A 17217-nucleotide genomic window follows, 5' to 3' on the forward strand; every position below is an offset into this window, starting at 1 on the left:
GCTGGGTGGTGGGGGCGGCAAGTGAGTCGGGGACCATCTGTCTACGGGTGCAGGCCGTATGTCCGGTTTGCGCGCGACAATAGGTCCCCCGTACGCGCGGAAGGGCCCGCTCCCGGTTGGGAGGGGCCCTTCCGTGCGTACGGGGGCGGGGGCTAGTCACCGATCAAGGCGTCGACGAATGCCTCGGGCTCGAACGGGGCCAGGTCGTCCGGGCCCTCACCGAGGCCCACGAGCTTGACCGGGACGCCGAGTTCGCGCTGCACCGCGACCACGATGCCGCCCTTGGCGGTGCCGTCCAGCTTGGTGAGCGCGATGCCGGTGATGTCCACGACCTCGGCGAAGACGCGGGCCTGGACCAGACCGTTCTGGCCGGTGGTGGCGTCGAGCACGAGCAGCACCTCGTCCAGCGGAGCGTGCTTCTCGACGACGCGCTTGACCTTGCCGAGCTCGTCCATGAGGCCGGTCTTGGTGTGCAGGCGCCCCGCGGTGTCGATGAGCACCACGTCGACTCCCATCTCCTTGCCCTCCTTGACCGCGTCGAACGCGACGGAGGCCGGGTCACCGCCCTCGGGCCCGCGCACAGTGTAGGCACCGACGCGCTCGCCCCAGGTCTGCAGCTGGTCGGCGGCGGCGGCACGGAAGGTGTCGGCGGCGCCGAGCACGACGGTGTTGCCGTCGGCGACCAGGACGCGGGCCAGCTTGCCGGTGGTGGTGGTCTTGCCGGTGCCGTTGACGCCGACGACCATCACGATGCCCGGGGTCTCCCGGTCGTTGTGGGTGTGGACCTCACGGTCCATATCGGGGCCGACCAGCGTGAGCAGCTCCTCGCGCAGCAGGGCGCGCAGCTCCTCGGGCGTACGGGTGCCGAGCACCTTCACGCGCTCGCGCAGGCGGTCGACGAGCTCCTGAGTGGGCGCGACACCGACGTCCGCGGTGAGCAGGGTGTCCTCGATCTCCTCCCAGGTGTCGTCGTCGAGGTGCTCGCGCGAGAGCAGCGTGAGCAGCCCCTTGCCGAGCGAGTTCTGGGAACGGGCGAGCCGGGCGCGCAGCCGGACGAGACGTCCGGCGGTGGGCTCCGGTACCTCGATCTCCGGGGTGGGTTCGAGCTCCTCGACGACCGGCTCGGCCACCTCGGCGGGGGCCTCGGCCTTGGGGAGCTCCACCTCCTCGATCGTGCGGCGCGGCTCTTCGCGCGGCTCCGCGGCCTCTTCGCCGACATGCGGCTCGGCCGGGGGCGCGGTGATGGTCGGCGTGGTCGACGGGGACGAGGGCGGCAGCCGCTTCTTCTTGCGGCCGCTGACCACGAGCCCGCTGATCGCACCGACCGCGACCAGGGCGATGACTACAGCAAGGATGACGATTTCCATAACCCACCCAGTATCAGCCACGGACCGCCCGAGGTCGCTGCCTGTAGGTTCCCACCAAGGACCAAGGCCCCTATCCGGTCTTTTTCGGGCGAATGTACGATGATGGACGACTCCCCACCCCAGCCACCCGACGTTGCTGTGGCATCCCCCTCCCCCCACGGAGCATGTGCATGTCCGCGTCCAAGAGCGCCACCGCCGCCCCGCAGAGCGAGAGCGCGATAGAGACCCGGGGCCTCGAACCGGTCCCCGACAACGAGCGCACCGGCAAGATACGCGAGCTGTTCCCGACCTGGGTCGCGGCCAATATCAGCGTGCTGCTCCTGACCATGGGCGCCGGCCTGGTGGTCTTCAACGGTCTGAACTTCTGGCAGGTCCTGATCGTCGCCGCGGTCGCGCCGATCGTCTCGTACGGCATCGTCGGACTGATCTCGATCGCGGGCAAGCGCGGCGGCTCCCCGGGCATGGCCCTCTCGCGCGCGGTCTTCGGCCAGCGCGGCAACCTCTTCCCGGGCTCACTGATCTGGGTCGCCCGCTGGGGCTGGGAGACCATCAACGCGGTCACCGGTGCGTACGCGATCCTGACGGTGCTCGACCTGGTCTTCGGCATCGAGTCCAACACCGCGCTGATCGTCGTCACCCTGCTCCTGTTCGTGGCACTGACCTTCGTGGTGTCCGGCCTCGGGATCAACGCCCTGCGCGTGTGCAGCAAGTGGTCCACGTACCTCTTCGGCGCCTTCAGCGTTCTCGTTCTGGTCTATCTGATCGCGAACACCGACTGGTCCGCCGTCTTCGACAAGCCCGCCGGTTCGGCCGCGATGGTCGTCGCGGGCATCGGCATGATCGGCGCGGGCGGCATCAGCTGGGTGCCCTCGGCCCCCGACTTCACGCGCTATCTGCCGCGTACGGCCTCCGCCCCGAAGATGGTCTCCACGACGATCGGCGGCGCCGGCATCGTCGTGCTCCCGATGGTCCTGATGGGCGCGGTGATGGCGGTCGGCACCCCGGACCTGGCCAACGCGCAGGACCCGGTGTCCTTCATCGGCACCCTGCTTCCGACGTGGATCGCCGTTCCGTATCTGCTCATCGCCCTGGTCGGCATGCTGCTGATCAACTCGATGTCGATGTACTCGGCCGGCTTCACCGCCCAGACCCTCGGCATCAAGGTCCCGCGCCACTGGGCGGTCTCCGTGAACGCCGTGATCAGCCTGGTCTTCGGCTTCCTGCTCATGGTCGTAGCGACGAGCTTCATCGGCTCGTTCATCTCGTTCCTGACGCTGCTCGCGGTCGCGTTCTCCGCCTGGATCGGCGTCTTCGGCGTCGACATGCTGACCCGTACGTCGTACGACGCGAAGGCGCTGCTCGACACCACGCGCACCAGCGCCTACTGGTACAAGGGCGGCTTCGCCTGGCAGGCGATGGTCGCGTGGGGCGTGGCGCTGCTCACCGGTCTCGCCTTCACCAAGGTCGACTGGTTCGCGGGTCCGCTGTCCTCGACCTGGCTCGGGCAGAACGGTCTCGGCTGGGCCGTCACCATCGTCGTGGCCGCCGCGCTGTACGCGGTGCTGCCGCGGACGAAGCCCGCGACCGCCGCCGAGCCGGTGACCGAGGGCGCCTCCAAGGCCGCCGAGGAAGAGCGCGTCCCGGCGCTGTCCGTCTGACGAGCTCCCTGCCCTGCCCATCTGACGAGCTCCCGCCCCTGTCCATCTGACGTCACGTCAGCTAACGTCCCCCTTCGCCGGAACCATGGCCCGAAGGGGGACGTTCGCGTTCGCCGCGCCCCCACCCGACCACTGTCGACAAAGGGGACGCCCGACATGCCCGTCTCGGTCGCACGCTTCAACCTCATCGACCCCGAAGGCACACCCGCGCAGCTCGCCGACCGCTATGCGGCCGCCCTGGAGATGGCCCGTTTCGCGGACGGCGCGGGTATGACCATGATCCAGACCGAGGAGCACCACGGGACGGACAACAACTGGCTGCCCTCCCCGTTCACGTTCGCGGCCGGCGTCTTCGGTGCGACCCGGAACATCGCCGTCACCATCTCCGCGATCCTCGGCCCGCTGCACGATCCGCTGCGGATCGCCGAGGAGATCGCGGTCCTCGACCTGATGAGCAAGGGCCGTCTGATGACGGTGGCGGGCATCGGCTACCGGCCCGAGGAGTACGAGATGTTCGGCGTCGAGTGGGGCCGGCGCGGCAAGCTCCAGGACCATCTCCTCGAAACCCTGCTCAAGGCCTGGACCGGCGAGCCCTTCGAGTACGAGGGCCGCACCGTGCGCGTCACCCCGCGCCCGTACACCGATCCGCACCCGATGCTGGTCGTCGGCGGCTCCTCCAAGCCCGCCGCCCGGCGCGCGGCCCGGCTCGGTCTGCCCTTCTTCCCGAGCGCGCACCTGCCCGAACTCGAGACGTACTACAACGAGAAGCTCGCCGAGTACGGCACCGAGGGCTGGATGCTGATGCCGGGCGAGGAGACTCCGCTGCTGCACATCTCGGAGGACCCCGACCGCACCTGGGCCGAGTACGGGCACCACTTCCTGCACGAGGCGCAGATGTACAAGTCCTGGCAGAGCAGCGACATCAAGTCGGCGGTCAGCTCCGGCGCGAGCACGGTCGAGGAACTGCGCGAAGAGGGCGTCTACCGGATCCTCACGCCCGAGGAGTGCGTCACCGCCGCCGACACCTCGCTCGGCAACCTGGTCCTGCACCCGCTCTGCGGCGGCATGCCGATCGACGAGGGCTGGCGCAGCCTGCACCTGTTCACCGAACGGGTCCTGCCGAACTGCAAGCTCTGACCGGCGACCTGCCGTACGCCACGTCGCCGGCCGGGCGTCAGCCCATCTCCTCCAGCGCCTTGCCCTTGGTCTCCGGCACCCATTTCAGGATGAACGGGATCGAGAGCAGGGCGAAGGCGGTGTAGATCATGTACGCGCCCGAGAGGTTCCAGTCGGACAGCGTCGGGAACGTCACCGTGATCACCCAGTTGGCGATCCACTGGGCGGCCGCGGCCACACCCAGCGCGGCGGCACGGATCTTGTTGGGGAACATCTCGCCAAGCAGCACCCAGACGACCACACCCCAGGACAGGGCGAAGAAGAGCACGAAGCAGTTGGCGGCGACGATCGCGACGGTGCCCTGCAGATCGGGCAGCGTGATGTCGTCGCCGGTGCCTTCCTTGTACGAGAACGCCCAGGCGGCGAGTCCGAGCGAGATCGCCATGCCCACGGAACCGATCAGGGCGAGCGGCTTACGGCCGATCCGGTCCACCAGGACCATCGCGATGACCGTACCGATGATGTTCACGATCGAGGTCTCGAACGAGTAGAAGAACGAGCTCCCGGGGTCAATGCCGACCGACTGCCACAGCGCATTGCTGTAGTAGAAGATCACGTTGATGCCGACCAGCTGCTGGAAGACCGAGAGTCCGATACCGATCCAGACGATCGGCAGGAAACCCCGCTTGCCCATCAGGTCGCGGAAGGTCGACTTGTGCTCGCGGCGCATCGCCAACTCGATTTCGTCGGCGCGCGCGTCCAGGTCGATCTTGTCGCCCTCGACCTCCCGCAGCACTTTCTTGGCCTTGTCCCTCTTGCCGACGGAGATCAGATAGCGCGGCGACTCGGGGATCGCGAAGGACAGCAGACCGTAGAGCACGGCCGGGACGACCATCACGCCGAGCATGACCTGCCAGGCCTCGAGGCCCATGATCTTGCCGCGCTGGTCACCGCCGGCGGCGTTCAGGATGCCCCAGTTGACCAGCTGCGAGATCGCGATGCCGATGACGATGGCGGCCTGCTGGAAGGAGGCGAGCCGGCCGCGGTACGCGGGCGGCGAGACCTCGGCGATGTACGCCGGGCCGATCACGGAGGCCATGCCGATGGCCACACCGCCGAGCACGCGCCACATCGCGAGGTCCCACAGCGCGAAGGGCAGCGCCGAGCCGATGGCGCTCACCGTGAACAGGACGGCAGCGATCTGCATCGTGCGGATACGGCCGATCCGGTCGGCGAGCCGGCCCGCGATCGCGGCGCCGATGGCACAGCCGATCAGCGCGGCGGCGATCACCTGCGCCAGGGCTTCCGAGCCGACATCGAAGCGGTCTCTGATGGCCTCGACCGCACCGTTGATCACGGAACTGTCGTAGCCGAAAAGAAAACCACCCATCGCGGCGGCGGCCGTGATGAAGATGACATGGCCGAGATGGTCCGGAGCGGCTTCACGCGCCTGTGTGCTGGTCACCTGTCCAGTGGCGCATACCTTGGGATCGCTCACCACTTGAGGTGGGCAGATCAGGCCACAGGGCACCTCACCCGGCCGATGCTCAGCGCAGCCGCTGGCTGATCACCTTGGACACTCCGTCGCCCTGCATGGAGACGCCGTAGAGCGCGTCGGCGACCTCCATCGTGCGCTTCTGGTGCGTGATCACGATCAGCTGCGAGGACTCCTGGAGCTCCTGCATGATCCGGATCAGCCGCTGCAGGTTGGTGTCGTCGAGCGCCGCCTCGACCTCGTCCATCACGTAGAACGGGCTCGGCCTGGCCTTGAAGATCGACACCAGCATGGCCACGGCGGTCAGCGACCGCTCACCGCCGGAGAGCAGCGAGAGCCGCTTGACCTTCTTGCCCGGCGGCCGCGCCTCGACGTCCACGCCGGTGGTGAGCATGTTGTCCGGGTCTGTCAGGATGAGCCGCCCCTCACCGCCCGGGAACAGCCGGCTGAAGACGCCCTCGAACTCGCGGGCCGTGTCCCGGTAGGCCTCCGTGAAGACCTGCTCGACCCGCTCGTCGACCTCCTTGACGACCTGCAACAGGTCGGTGCGGGTCTTCTTCAGGTCCTCCAGCTGCTCACTGAGGAACTTGTGCCGCTCCTCGAGGGCCGCGAACTCCTCGAGCGCGAGCGGGTTCACCTTGCCGAGCTGCTGATACGCCCGCTCGGCCGCCTTGAGCCGCTTCTCCTGCTCCGCCCGTACGAACGGCCGCGGCGTGTTGCGCGGGTGCTCGGGATCCTCCGGCAGCTCCTCGCCCTCGGCCGGCAGCGAGGGCGGCACCAGCTGGTCGGGCCCGTACTCCCCCACGAGCCCGGCCGGTTCCACGCCCAGCTCCTCGAGGGCCTTCGCCTCCAGCTGCTCGATCCGCATCCGCTTCTCGGCACCGAGCACCTCGCCGCGGTGCACCGAGTCCGTCAGCTTGTCCAGCTCCGCCTTGAGATCGCGGCCCTGCCCGCGCGCGGCGGTCAGCTCCCGCTCCCGCTCGCCCTTGGCCCGCTCGGCGGCGTCGCGCTCCTGCTGCGCCCGTACGAGGGAGACCTCCACGTGTGCGAGCAGCTGCCGCGCACCCGAGGCGACGGCCTCGGCGACGTTCGCCTCGTACCGCATCCGGCTGCGCCGCTGCTCGGCCCTTGCGCGGGCCTCGCGCTCGGCGCGCGCGGCCCGATCGAGCCCGTCGGCCCGTCCGGCCAGGCCCTTGACCCGCTCCTCGTGCGTGCGCACCTGAAGCCGGGCCTCCATCTCGGTCTGTCGCGCGTTGGCACCATCGGCCGACAGACGGTCCCGTACGGAGGTGTCGGGCTCCTCCTCGACCGGCGCCTCCTCAGCGACAGCGAGCCGCTCGGCCAGCTCCTCGGCGTCCATCAGCGCTTTGTCCAGCGCCTCCTGGGCACGGGCCGCCGCGGCCGTGGACCGCTCCGCCTCACCGGCGGCGCCACGCGCCTGTCCCGCCAGCCGCCCGAGCTGCTGCGACACGGTCGACTTCTCGCGGTCGGCGGCCCGACGCCGCTCCCCCAACTCCTCGACAAGCGCGGCACATTCACGGCGCCGCTCGGTCGCCGCATGCTGCGCCTCGGCCAACTCCTCGCAGCGGACGCCCAGTTCCTCCAGCTCCGCCGCGGCCTCGTCCACGGAGGCCTGCACTTCGAGCAGACTCGGCGCACCCGCCGAGCCACCCTGCGCGAAGTGCGCCCCGAGCAGATCGCCCTCGGCGGTCACCGCCGTCAACTCCGGCTGCGCGTAGACCAGATCCTCGGCGTCCTCAAGGGTCCCGACGACCACGATCCCGCGCAGCAGGCGCCGTACGGCGGGCAGCAGCTCATCGGGTCCGCGCACGAGATCGGCCGCGTACGGCGGTCCGTCCTGCCGCTGCTCGTCGCGTACGTCGTCGGGGCCGCCGCCGAGCAGTATGGCCGCGCGCCCGGCGTCCTGCTTGCGGAGCAGCCGGATCGCCTCGGCGGCGGTCGCGGGGTTGGACACGGCGATCGCATCCGCCGCGACGCCCAGGGCCGCGGCGACGGGGACCTCGTAGCCGGGGGCGACGCCGAGCAGCTCGGAGGCCGGCCCCAGGAGCCCGGTCAACCGTTCCTTCGCGGCGAGCAGCGTGCCCGTACCGTCCTTGCGCCGCAGCCCCATCGCCAGCGCCTCGCGCCGCGCGGCCACGGCGGCCCGCTTCCGCTCGGCCGCGGTCGCCGCCTCACGGGCCGCGGTCAGCGCGGCCTCCGCGTCGGCCAGCGCCCGCTTGGCGGCGTCGTGCTGTTCCCCGAGTTCGGAGTCATCGGCATCGAGCCCGTCGACCTCCGCCTTGAGCTGCTCGTACTCCTCCTGGGCCGTGAGAGCCCGCTCGTCGGCCTCGTCCCGCGCAAGGGCGAGCCGGTCGATCTCGGCCTGCGCCGAAGCCGCCCTGCTGCGGGCCGCGTTGACCTGCCCGGTCAGCCGCGCGAGCCCCTCACGGCGGTCGGCGATGGCCCGCGCCACGTCCTTGAGCCGCCGCTCCTCGACCTGCAGCTCCCGCTCGAGGTCGGCCCGGTGCGCCACGGTGTCGTCGAGCGCGCGCTGCGCCGCCTCGAGGGCGGCCTCCAGCTCGGCCTCCTGCTCGCGGATCCGCGCGGCCTCCCGCTCCATGTCCTCGGGTTCGCGCCCCCGCCGCTCCTCCACGGGAGCCGACGTCGCGCTCTTCACCCGGGCATCGGCGAGCCCGATCGTGCCGCGCACCCGCTCGGCCAGCTGCGACAGCTCGTACCAGGTCTGCTGCGCCCGCTGCAGCCGCGGCGTCAGCCGCCGTACCTCGTCCTCCAGGTCGGCCTCGCGCGCGAGCGCCGCCTTGAGGTCCGCCTCGGCGGACTCCTTGCGCCGCTTCAGCTCGGCCTCGTCGGCGATCTCCGTGTTGAGGGCTTCCTTCAGCCGTACGAGATCGTCGGCGAGCAACCGCAGCCGGGCATCGCGCAGATCGGCCTGGATCACGGCGGCCCTGCGCGCCACAGCGGCCTGCCGCCCGAGCGGCTTCAACTGCCGCCGCAGTTCGTCCGTGAGGTCCTGCACGCGCGCGAGATTGGCCTGCATCGCGTCCAGCTTCCGCAGCGCCTTCTCCTTGCGCTTGCGGTGCTTGAGGACGCCCGCGGCCTCCTCGATAAAGGCGCGCCGCCCCATCGGATCGGCATGCAATACGGAGTCGAGCTGCCCCTGGCCGACGATGACATGCATCTCGCGGCCGATACCGGAGTCGGACAACAGCTCCTGGATATCCAGCAATCGGCAGGTATCGCCATTGATCTGGTATTCGCTGCCGCCGTTGCGGAACATGATCCGCGTGATGGTGACCTCGGCGTACTCGATGGGCAGCGCCCCGTCGGAATTGTCGATGGTCAGCGACACCTCGGCCCGGCCGAGCGGCGGACGCCCGGTGGTGCCGGCGAAGATGACGTCCTCCATCTTGCCGCCGCGCAGCGACTTGGCCCCTTGTTCGCCCATGACCCAGCTCAGCGCGTCCACCACATTGGATTTGCCGGAGCCGTTGGGTCCCACGACACACGTGATTCCCGGCTCGAACTTGAGCGTCGTCGCCGAGGCGAAGGATTTGAACCCGCGCAGGGTCATGGCCTTGAGGTGCACGCCGACGGACTTTACCGGGCGGGGACCGTGGGAACCGGCGGATACAGCGGGGACGGCGGGGGTATACACCCATCAACGGCGGGGGAATGCACCCATCAAGAGAAAAAAGGGACGCCGAAGCGTCCCTTGCATTTCTTGTTCAAGCGGCTGACATGGGCAGCCTGATCTCTGTCTCGCAACAGACGAAGAAGATCAGGTGAGCGCAGGCTCCGCCTGGGGTACGTCGAGAAGCTCGCTGTGGGAAGCGACAGCAGTAGCCGTCAGCGCGTCATTCTCGGCCTGGATCCGTCCGAGCTCGGATTCCAGGTCCTGGACGCGCTGCTGGAGCCGTCGCATCTCGGCGAGAAGTCGCGGGTCGGAACCGCCGACGTAACCGAGAAGCGCCTTTGCCATGATGGATGGTCCTCCACACTGAGTGACCGACCGAAGCGGTGTGGGTCGTGAGGGAATCGCACCCGCGGCTGGCTGGCACTGCTTGTCGTGCTGCCGTTCTCACATGCCAAACAGCTAGGGGTGCGCGGGGCTTCCAGCGTCTCACCAAAATGTTTGACGGTCAACACGATCACACCCCGTATTGGCGGGCAAACCCGGGGGCACAGCGCCTCGAACCTTCTGGCGGTGCTCTCCATCGGGGCCCTGGGGGCTCGGAGATCTTCGTTATCGGGCAGCCTTGCACGACATGCTGTTGTTGGCAACCACCAGGTCATTTCTGCCCCGCACAGTTGCCACTGGCATCTGCTGCGGGCCGACTTCCAGGTCGGAGCGCCGAGACCCTCAGCGGATCGCGAACGTCTCGTAGATCCCCCGCGGTGTGTCCCAGATCTCTGTCACTCCGTCGACCCTCCCGGGTGTGTCGCCGTTCTGCAGCCAGTCCAAGAGTTGCTCGCACCCGGACCGCGTCCCCTCCGCCACGACCTGCACACGGCCGTCGGCCAAATTGAGCGCGAATCCCACCAGGCCGCCGATCTCCAGTGCTTTCGCCCTGGTGAACCAGCGAAAACCCACTCCCTGAACTCGCCCGCGCACCCAGGCGACCATGCGTACTTCCTCATTCATGTGGGAAAGCTAACCGGCCAATTCCTCATCGAGCACTTCGCCCCCATCTGTCATCGCGTACAGTCGCGAAAGATGAGCCTCACCCGTTCGGGTGAGTCACGTTGACCGCAAGACTGAGTCACTGAGTCAGAGCAGGGAAGGCCGGGAGATGGGACGCCACCGACGCGTCGGCGCCGATGAGCAGCAGCTCAGCGCGACGACTGGCAACGGCGGATCGCACCGTCGCAGGAAGCGCGCCGCCGCGAAGCCCGTACGCACGGGGCTGCTCGGTGTCTCCGCGGCCGTCGCCCTGGGCGCCGTGGCCGTGGCCTCGGGCGTGCTGCCGGGCACCGAGAACTACCGCTTCGGCAACGATGCACCGGACAAGGTGCAGGCCGCCGATGTCACCGGCGACGTCCAGTCGCAGGGCGGCACATCGAAGACGCCGGAGCGCCAGGCGAGCGAGGCCAGCCGGGACGAGGAGCGCACCTCGCCCTCGGCCACCCCGTCGAAGTCCGCCGAGAAGCCGACGCCGACTCCCTCGCGTACGGCCGAGGACTCCGGCTCGTCCGAGAAGGACTCCGGCGGCAAGCCGGAGAAGCCGGCCGAGGAGAAGACCCAGGCTCCCGAGAAGCCCGCGGCCCCGAGCACCCCGGACACGCAGTCCGGCGCCGAGGCGCAGGTCCTGACCCTGGTCAACCAGGAGCGCGCACAGGCCGGCTGCCAGCCGGTCGAGGCCGACGCGGACCTGGCCGAACTGGCCTCGGACTTCAGCGCGGACATGGCCGCCCGCGGCTTCTTCGACCACACCGACCCCGACGGCGACACCCCCTGGGACCGCGCGGACGCGGTCGGCATAGCGAACCTCGGCGGCGAGAACATAGCCCGCGGCCAGGCCAACGCCCAGTCGGTGATGGACTCCTGGATGAAGAGCCCGGGTCACCGCGCCAACATCCTCAACTGCGAGTACAAGACCCTCGGCGTCGGCGCCCACTTCGGCTCGGGCGGCCCTTGGTGGACGCAGGACTTCGGGTTCTGAACCGACCGCAGGTCGGCTATTCGGCGTGGGCCTCTTTGTGCATACCCGTGCACAGAGCCCAGACGATGAAGAGGTTGACGGCGACCAGCGTCAGGGCCCACAGGGGGTAGTACGGCACCCACAGGAAGTTGGCAATGGCGCTGAGCCCTGCCACGAAGACGCCGAAGAAGCGCGCCCACAGCGCCCCGCCGAACAGCGCACACCCGGCGACGACCAGGGCGATGCCCAGGAGAAGGTGCACCCAGCCCCAGCCCGCCAGGCTGAACTCGAACACGTAGTGGCGGGTCACGACGAACAGGTCGTCGTCCGCGAGGGCGGCGATTCCTTCGCAGGCCGCCATCGCACCACCGACGATCATCAGTGCTGCTGCGAGGACGGTCGTACCCGACGCGGCCGCGTGCCACGGCCGTGGATTCACCTCACCCGTTCCGGGTGGAACTGCGTCACGGGCCATGTCGGCCTCCTAGTGGGCAGAGCCAGGCGTCAACCGAACGCGCGAAACGGCTCACCCTTCTTCCACAGTGGCACGACCGCAATCCACCGGCACCCTGAGCCCAGGGCTACGGACGCGGTGGTCGCTGGCACCTGGGGCAGAAGTAGCTGGAGCGGTTCATCCACGGGCGCCGACGCATCGGTGTCGCGCACCGGCGGCAGGGCTCGTCCTCTCTGCCGTACGCGTCCAGGGAGCGCTCGAAGTAGCCGGACTCCCCGTTCACATTCACGTAGAGGCTGTCGAAGCTGGTGCCGCCGACGGCGAGCGCCGCGTTCATCACGTCCCGGACGTGGCCGAGGAGTTCGGCGCTGCGGGGGCGCGTGAAGGTCCCGGTCGGGCGCTCGTAGTGGAGCTTCGAGCGCCACAGCGCCTCGTCGGCGTAGATGTTGCCGACACCGCTGATCAGGGACTGGTCGAGCAGCGCGCGCTTGATGGTGGTGCGCTTGCGGCGCAGCGCCTCGTGGAAGGCCGCGTCGTCGAAGGCGGGGTCGAGCGGGTCGCGGGCGATATGCGCGATGACGTCCGGCAGTCCGTCGGCAGTGTTCTCGTGCAGCGACAGACCGCCGAAGGTGCGCTGGTCGACGAAGCGCAGCTCGGTGCCCTGGTCGTCGTCGAAGGCGACGCGGATGCGCAGATGCTTCTCGTCGGGAGCGTCCTGCGGCTGGACGAGCAGCTGCCCGCTCATCCCGAGGTGGGCGAGCACGGAGTACGAGGCGTCCGCGAGCGGCAGCCACAGATACTTGCCCCGCCGCTGGGCGAGCCCGATGCGATGCCCCCTGAGCCGGGCCCCGAAGTCCGGCCCACCGGCGGAGTGCCTCCGCACGGCCCGGGGGTGCAGCACATCGACCTCGGTGACGACCCGCCCGCTGACCCATCGCTCGAGCCCACGACGTACGACTTCTACTTCCGGCAACTCAGGCACGGATGAATTCTCCCCCACCCCTGCGGGCAGTCTGTTCCCACCCCTGCGGGCAGTCGTGCCGCAGGGCGGCACGGGTGGGCGCAGGCCCCCGGGATACGGCACGCCTGCCGGATGCGTCGACTGTCGCGACGTAACGCAGGAAACGCCGACGGCCCGTCACCCGAAACCGGGGACGGACCGTCGTACGGCAAAGCAGCCCTATGCGGTGGTGGCCGCATCGGCCTCCGCGGACGCAGCCGCGTCGGTCTCGGCTTTGAGCCGCTCATCGGCAGCGGCACGAATGGCCCGCCAAGCCGACTCCGCGGCCTGCTGCTCCGCTTCCTTCTTGCTGCGGCCGGTGCCGGTGCCGTACGAGACGCCTCCGACGCGGGCGGCAGCTGTGAAGGTCTTCTCATGGTCGGGGCCGGTCTCCGAGACCAGGTACTCGGGTACGCCGAGCCCTTCGGTCGCGGTGAGCTCCTGGAGACTGGTCTTCCAGTCCAGGCCGGCACCGAGGGACGAGGACTTCTCGATCAGCGGGTCGAAAAGCCGGTGGACCAGCTCGGAAGCCGTATCCAGACCCTGATCGAGATAGACCGCGCCGATCACCGCTTCAAGGGTGTCGGCAAGGATGGACGCCTTGTCCCGGCCGCCCGTGCCCTCTTCACCACGGCCGAGCCGGATGAAGGAGCCAAGGTCGAGCCCACGGCCCACCTCCGCCAGCGCACGCGAATTGACCACCGCGGCCCGCAACTTGGCCAGCTGGCCTTCGGGCAGGTCGGGGTGGGTTCGGTACAGCGTGTCCGTGACGACGAGGCCGAGCACGGAGTCCCCGAGGAACTCCAGCCGCTCGTTCGTCGGCAGACCGCCGTTCTCGTACGCGTAGGAACGGTGGGTCAGAGCACGCACCAGAAGGGCGGACTCGACCTTGTAGCCGAGCCGCCCTTCCAGAAGCGTGTGGGACGAGGCCGTGTTCTCCGTCTGCTTTTTGTTCGACGGTTCAGACATCGTGCCTCTCACCAGCCGCTCAGACCTCGAGGACCTGGCGCTTGTTGTAGGTGCCACAAGACGGGCACGCAATGTGCTGCAGCTTGGGCTCCTGGCAACGCTCACACGAAACCAGGACGGGGACCGCAGCCTTCCACTGCGACCGGCGGTGGCGCGTGTTGCTGCGCGACATCTTCCGCTTCGGAACAGCCACGGCTACTTCTCCTGCTTCTCGTCGACGCCCGCTTCAGCTTCGGCGCCGCTCATCTCGTCCTTCTCGCCGCTCTGGAGCGAACCGGCGAGTCCCTGCAATGCCGCCCAACGAATGTCGGCGACGTCATGGTGGTGGCCCGGATTGTCGTTCAGGTTCATTCCGCACTCGGAACAAAGACCTGCACAGTCCTCCCGGCACACCGGCTGCATCGGCAGTGCGAGCACCACCGCATCACGCAGCACGGGTTCGAGGTCGAAAAGTCCGTCCTCGAGGGGGATGATCTCCTCGTCGTCCTCGGCGTCGTCGCCCGGTTCCGCATGCTTGCGGCCCCGGTCGTCGGCGTCGGGGTACGAGAACATCTCCTGGAAGTCCGTATCGAGCTGCTGCTCGACCGGCTCCAGACACCTTACGCACTCCCCCTCGGCCCGTGCACGGGCGGTGCCTGTGACAAGCACCCCTTCCATGACCGATTCGAGGCGGAGCGCGAGCTCCACCGGGGCGCCCGCGGGCACTCCGATGACACCCTGGATGCCGAGGATCTCGTCCTTGGCGGGTGCCTCCACGGTGCGGGAAACGCGCTGCATGGCACCAGGACGCCGCCCCAGCTCGTGCGTGTCGAACACGAGAGGGTTGCGATGGTCGAGGCGGCCGTTCAGGGCTTTTCCTGCTTTCGAAATCATGGAAGTCGAGAAGGCGGCTGCCGACACTTCGAGTGGGCAGCCGTGATCGCGGGCGTATGCGCGACCGAAGAGCCAGGATACTGGACCTTTCGCTCTCGGCCCAATCCGGTCCCCGAGGCCCCTGTTTACGGGGCCTCACGCGGTCCGGAGGCAGACCGCGTCAGCCCTGGCCGCCGCGCCCCTGTTCGTACTGACGCAGCTGATCGATGCTGATCATGCTGGTGTCGAACAGGCTGGTCTCGTCGAGCGCCGCGGCCTGCTGGTCGTCCGCCGCCGGGTAGCCACTGTTCTCGCCGTAGCCGCCGCTCTGGTCGTAGCCCTGCTGCTGATAGGCATACGGGTCCGGCTGCTGGTAGCCGTACGGGTCGGCCTGGCCGCCGCCGGTCGGGAAGCCGCTCTGGTCGTAGCCCTGCTGTTGATAGGCGTACGGGTCCGGCTGCTGGTCCGGCTGCTGCTGGTACGCGTACGGATCGGGCTGTTGCTGGTACGCGTCCTGCTGCGGGAAGGCGGGCGGCTGCTGCGGGGCCTGGCGCTGGGGGCTCTGCTGCTGCGGGGCCTGCGGCTCGGCGATGTCCGCGAGGAAGTCCGCGTCCGTCGTCTGCTGCTGCGGCAGGGAGTCCAGGCGGCCGAGGTCGTCGCTGGCGATCCGGCCCTGGAGCTTCTGCCGGCCGCGGCCGACCGCCTCCAGAGTCTTGGCCAGGACCGCCTCGAAAGCGCCGAGCTTGCCGTCCACGTACTCGTCCGCCCGCTGGCGCTGGGTCTCGGGGTCGTGGCTGCGCTCGGGGGCCTCGGTGAAGTCCGGGTCCTCATAACCCTGCGCGTCCAGGCCCATGCCCGTACCGAGGAGCTTCTCGCGGCCGCGGCCGACCGAGCCGAGGGTCTTGGTGAGGACGACCTCGAAGTTGGCGAGCTTGGAGTCGACGTACTCGTCGGCCTCCGCCTTGATCTCCTCGGCCTCCTGGCGGGCCGCCGCGACGATCCGCTCGGCCTCCTCCTGGGACTGCCGGGCGATCGCGGTGTCCGAGATCAGCGAACCGCGCTCGGCCTGGGCCGACTGCACGATCCGCTCGGCTTCCTGCCGGGCCTGCTCGACCAGCTGCTCACTGCCGCCGATGACCTGCTCGGCCTGGGCGAGCGAACCGGGCAGCGCGCCGCGCACCTCTTCCAGGAGCGCGAGCAGGTCGGCGCGGTTGACCACGCACGAGGCCGACATGGGCATCGATCTGGCGCCCTCGACCGCCCCGACGATCTCGTCCAGCTTCTTCTGCACGTCCACCGTGGCTCGCCACTCTCTAGAACTTGTTGGGAGACGGACGGCACGACTGTACGGCCAGGAGGTGCGCCCGCGACACCAAGTGACGGTCCGTCAGCTTCCGCGGAGGTCAGTCGTTCTTGGTGAGGCGATCGCGCAGTGCCTCGTGAACCACCGGCGGTACGAGGTGGGCCACGTCGCCGCCCCAGGTCGCGACCTCCTTGACGAGCGAGGAGGACAGGAAGCTGTAGGTGGGGTTGGTGGGGACGAAGAGGGTCTCCACGCCCGAGAGGCCGTTGTTCATCTGGGCCATCTGCAGCTCGTAGTCGAAATCGCTGACCGCGCGCAGGCCCTTCACGATGGCCGGGATGTCGCGCTGCTTGCAGAAGTCGACGAGCAGACCGTGGAAGGCCTCCACCTCGACGTTGCCGAACTCGGCGGTGACCTCGCGGATCAGCTCGATCCGCTCGTCGACGGTGAACAGGCCCTGCTTGGACTTGTTGATCATCACGGCCACATGCACCACGTCGTACAGCTTGGAGGCGCGGGCGATGATGTCGAGATGTCCGTTGGTGATGGGGTCGAACGACCCCGGACAGACGGCGCGGCGCAACTGGTGTCCCTCGCTCTCCGGCCCGGACCGGGCGGTCATGAGTGCAGGTCTTCGGTGGTCGATACGGCCTCGGCGGTCGGGGCGTCCTCGTCCGTCGGGGTGTCCTCGCTGGTCGAGGCGGCGCGACCGTACCAAAACGTGCCCTCGCCGTAGCGCCGGGACCTGAGGCCCACGAAGCCGTCCGGCCAGCCGAATTCGCCGCCTCTGGTGCTGCGCTCCACGGTGACGAGCGCATCGTCCACGAGCCAGCCCTGGGCGGCGAGTGTGAGCAGGATCTCGCGAAGATCGTCGTCCGTGACGGCGTACGGAGGGTCGAGAAAGACGATGCCGTACGGGTCCGAAGGGGCCGGTCCGGCGGCGATCTGCTCCGCCTTGCCCGCCCTGACCTCGGCGCCGGGCAGGCCGAGCGACTTCACGTTCTCGCGGATCGTACGGACGGCCTTGGGGTCCGCCTCGACGAGCAGGGCGTGCTCCGCGCCACGGGACAGCGCCTCCAGGCCGACGGCGCCGGAGCCCCCGTACAGATCGAGCACGCGCTCGCCCTCGAGCGAACCGCCGAGGAGCGACTGCCACGTCGAGAAGAGGCCCTCGCGGGCGCGGTCGGACGTGGGGCGGGTGCCGTTGCCCGGCGGCACGGCCATCCTGCGCCCGCGGGCGCTGCCGGCGATCACGCGGGTCATGTGGGTCCTTCTGGGCTCGGCGGCTGTTGCGTCCACGATATGGGGCGGGGGATGGCGGAGCTCAGCGGGTGCTGAGCAGG

Annotated in this window: 16 protein-coding genes; 3 read left to right on the plus strand and 13 right to left on the minus strand. The window is 69.2% G+C overall.

Translation table 11 applies throughout. The features are described 5' to 3' along the window. Window positions 1–152: 152 nt before the first annotated feature. A complete protein-coding gene (ftsY, locus tag G6045_RS30530; protein ID WP_165335394.1) occupies window positions 153–1367 on the minus strand; it encodes a signal recognition particle-docking protein FtsY in 1215 nt (404 codons plus the stop codon). A gap of 170 nt (window positions 1368–1537) precedes the next feature. Here ftsY and G6045_RS30535 point away from each other — a divergent pair, with 170 nt between their 5' ends. Together G6045_RS30535 and G6045_RS30540 are read left to right on the plus strand one after the other, a co-directional pair. Continuing rightward, window positions 1538–3025, plus strand: a complete 1488-nt coding sequence (locus tag G6045_RS30535) for a cytosine permease (protein WP_165335395.1) — start codon at window positions 1538–1540, stop codon at window positions 3023–3025. 156 nt (window positions 3026–3181) lie between these two features. Continuing rightward, the gene (locus tag G6045_RS30540) at window positions 3182–4162 is read left to right on the plus strand and encodes an LLM class flavin-dependent oxidoreductase (RefSeq protein WP_165335396.1); all 981 of its coding nucleotides are present in this window, start codon (window positions 3182–3184) and stop codon (window positions 4160–4162) included. Between the two features lie 37 nt (window positions 4163–4199). Here the strand turns inward: G6045_RS30540 and G6045_RS30545 are convergent, their stop codons facing one another. The 4 genes from G6045_RS30545 to G6045_RS30560 form a co-directional block, all read right to left on the minus strand. After that, window positions 4200–5606, minus strand: coding sequence for a sugar porter family MFS transporter (locus G6045_RS30545; RefSeq protein ID WP_328707955.1), 1407 nt, complete (start codon window positions 5604–5606; stop codon window positions 4200–4202). A gap of 82 nt (window positions 5607–5688) precedes the next feature. Further along, window positions 5689–9243 carry a chromosome segregation protein SMC gene (gene smc / locus G6045_RS30550; protein ID WP_165335398.1) on the minus strand — a complete coding sequence of 1185 codons (3555 nt, stop codon included), beginning with the start codon at window positions 9241–9243 and terminating at the stop codon, window positions 5689–5691. Window positions 9244–9435: 192 nt separating this feature from the next. Next, entirely contained in the window at window positions 9436–9636 is a 201-nt protein-coding gene (locus G6045_RS30555) for a hypothetical protein (protein ID WP_165335399.1), read from the minus strand. 381 nt (window positions 9637–10017) lie between these two features. Further along, a complete protein-coding gene (locus G6045_RS30560; protein WP_165335400.1) occupies window positions 10018–10299 on the minus strand; it encodes an acylphosphatase in 282 nt (93 codons plus the stop codon). A gap of 148 nt (window positions 10300–10447) precedes the next feature. Here G6045_RS30560 and G6045_RS30565 point away from each other — a divergent pair, with 148 nt between their 5' ends. Beyond that, window positions 10448–11317, plus strand: coding sequence for a CAP domain-containing protein (locus tag G6045_RS30565; RefSeq protein WP_165335401.1), 870 nt, complete (start codon window positions 10448–10450; stop codon window positions 11315–11317). A 16-nt stretch (window positions 11318–11333) separates the two neighbouring features. On the opposite strand, the gene G6045_RS30570 is transcribed toward G6045_RS30565, so the two are convergent. The 8 genes from G6045_RS30570 to rsmD all read right to left on the minus strand — a co-directional run bounded on the left by G6045_RS30570 (window position 11334) and on the right by rsmD (window position 17137). Beyond that, a complete protein-coding gene (locus G6045_RS30570) occupies window positions 11334–11771 on the minus strand; it encodes a DUF7144 family membrane protein (protein WP_165335402.1) in 438 nt (145 codons plus the stop codon). A gap of 106 nt (window positions 11772–11877) precedes the next feature. Further along, entirely contained in the window at window positions 11878–12732 is an 855-nt protein-coding gene (gene mutM / locus G6045_RS30575; RefSeq protein ID WP_165335403.1) for a bifunctional DNA-formamidopyrimidine glycosylase/DNA-(apurinic or apyrimidinic site) lyase, read from the minus strand. A gap of 198 nt (window positions 12733–12930) precedes the next feature. Beyond that, entirely contained in the window at window positions 12931–13719 is a 789-nt protein-coding gene (gene rnc, locus G6045_RS30580; RefSeq protein ID WP_165335404.1) for a ribonuclease III, read from the minus strand. A 19-nt stretch (window positions 13720–13738) separates the two neighbouring features. Next, a complete protein-coding gene (gene rpmF, locus G6045_RS30585; RefSeq protein ID WP_052579726.1) occupies window positions 13739–13912 on the minus strand; it encodes a 50S ribosomal protein L32 in 174 nt (57 codons plus the stop codon). Between the two features lie 2 nt (window positions 13913–13914). Next, window positions 13915–14592, minus strand: coding sequence for a YceD family protein (locus G6045_RS30590; RefSeq protein ID WP_165335405.1), 678 nt, complete (start codon window positions 14590–14592; stop codon window positions 13915–13917). 160 nt (window positions 14593–14752) lie between these two features. Next, window positions 14753–15868: an ATP synthase subunit B family protein gene (locus G6045_RS30595; protein ID WP_165335406.1), complete on the minus strand. Its 1116-nt coding sequence runs from the start codon at window positions 15866–15868 to the stop codon at window positions 14753–14755. A gap of 106 nt (window positions 15869–15974) precedes the next feature. Next, complete coding sequence (gene coaD, locus G6045_RS30600; RefSeq protein ID WP_206344388.1) at window positions 15975–16457, minus strand: pantetheine-phosphate adenylyltransferase; 483 nt, start codon at window positions 16455–16457, stop codon at window positions 15975–15977. 35 nt (window positions 16458–16492) lie between these two features. Next, entirely contained in the window at window positions 16493–17137 is a 645-nt protein-coding gene (gene rsmD, locus G6045_RS30605; RefSeq protein ID WP_165335408.1) for a 16S rRNA (guanine(966)-N(2))-methyltransferase RsmD, read from the minus strand. Between the last annotated feature and the right edge of the window lie 80 nt (window positions 17138–17217).

Source organism: Streptomyces mesophilus, from assembly GCF_011044995.1.
GTDB lineage: Bacteria > Actinomycetota > Actinomycetes > Streptomycetales > Streptomycetaceae > Streptomyces > Streptomyces mesophilus.

Bases quoted from the DNA above. Each gene is read 5' to 3' on its own strand.
- ftsY (WP_165335394.1), bottom strand. From the start codon at position 1,367: ATGGAAATCGTCATCCTTGCTGTAGTCATCGCCCTGGTCGCGGTCGGT.
- G6045_RS30535 (WP_165335395.1), top strand. From the start codon at position 1,538: ATGTCCGCGTCCAAGAGCGCCACCGCCGCCCCGCAGAGCGAGAGCGCG.
- G6045_RS30540 (WP_165335396.1), top strand. From the start codon at position 3,182: ATGCCCGTCTCGGTCGCACGCTTCAACCTCATCGACCCCGAAGGCACA.
- G6045_RS30555 (WP_165335399.1), bottom strand. From the start codon at position 9,636: ATGGCAAAGGCGCTTCTCGGTTACGTCGGCGGTTCCGACCCGCGACTT.
- G6045_RS30560 (WP_165335400.1), bottom strand. From the start codon at position 10,299: ATGAATGAGGAAGTACGCATGGTCGCCTGGGTGCGCGGGCGAGTTCAG.
- G6045_RS30565 (WP_165335401.1), top strand. From the start codon at position 10,448: ATGGGACGCCACCGACGCGTCGGCGCCGATGAGCAGCAGCTCAGCGCG.
- G6045_RS30570 (WP_165335402.1), bottom strand. From the start codon at position 11,771: ATGGCCCGTGACGCAGTTCCACCCGGAACGGGTGAGGTGAATCCACGG.
- rnc (WP_165335404.1), bottom strand. From the start codon at position 13,719: ATGTCTGAACCGTCGAACAAAAAGCAGACGGAGAACACGGCCTCGTCC.
- G6045_RS30590 (WP_165335405.1), bottom strand. From the start codon at position 14,592: ATGATTTCGAAAGCAGGAAAAGCCCTGAACGGCCGCCTCGACCATCGC.
- rsmD (WP_165335408.1), bottom strand. From the start codon at position 17,137: ATGACCCGCGTGATCGCCGGCAGCGCCCGCGGGCGCAGGATGGCCGTG.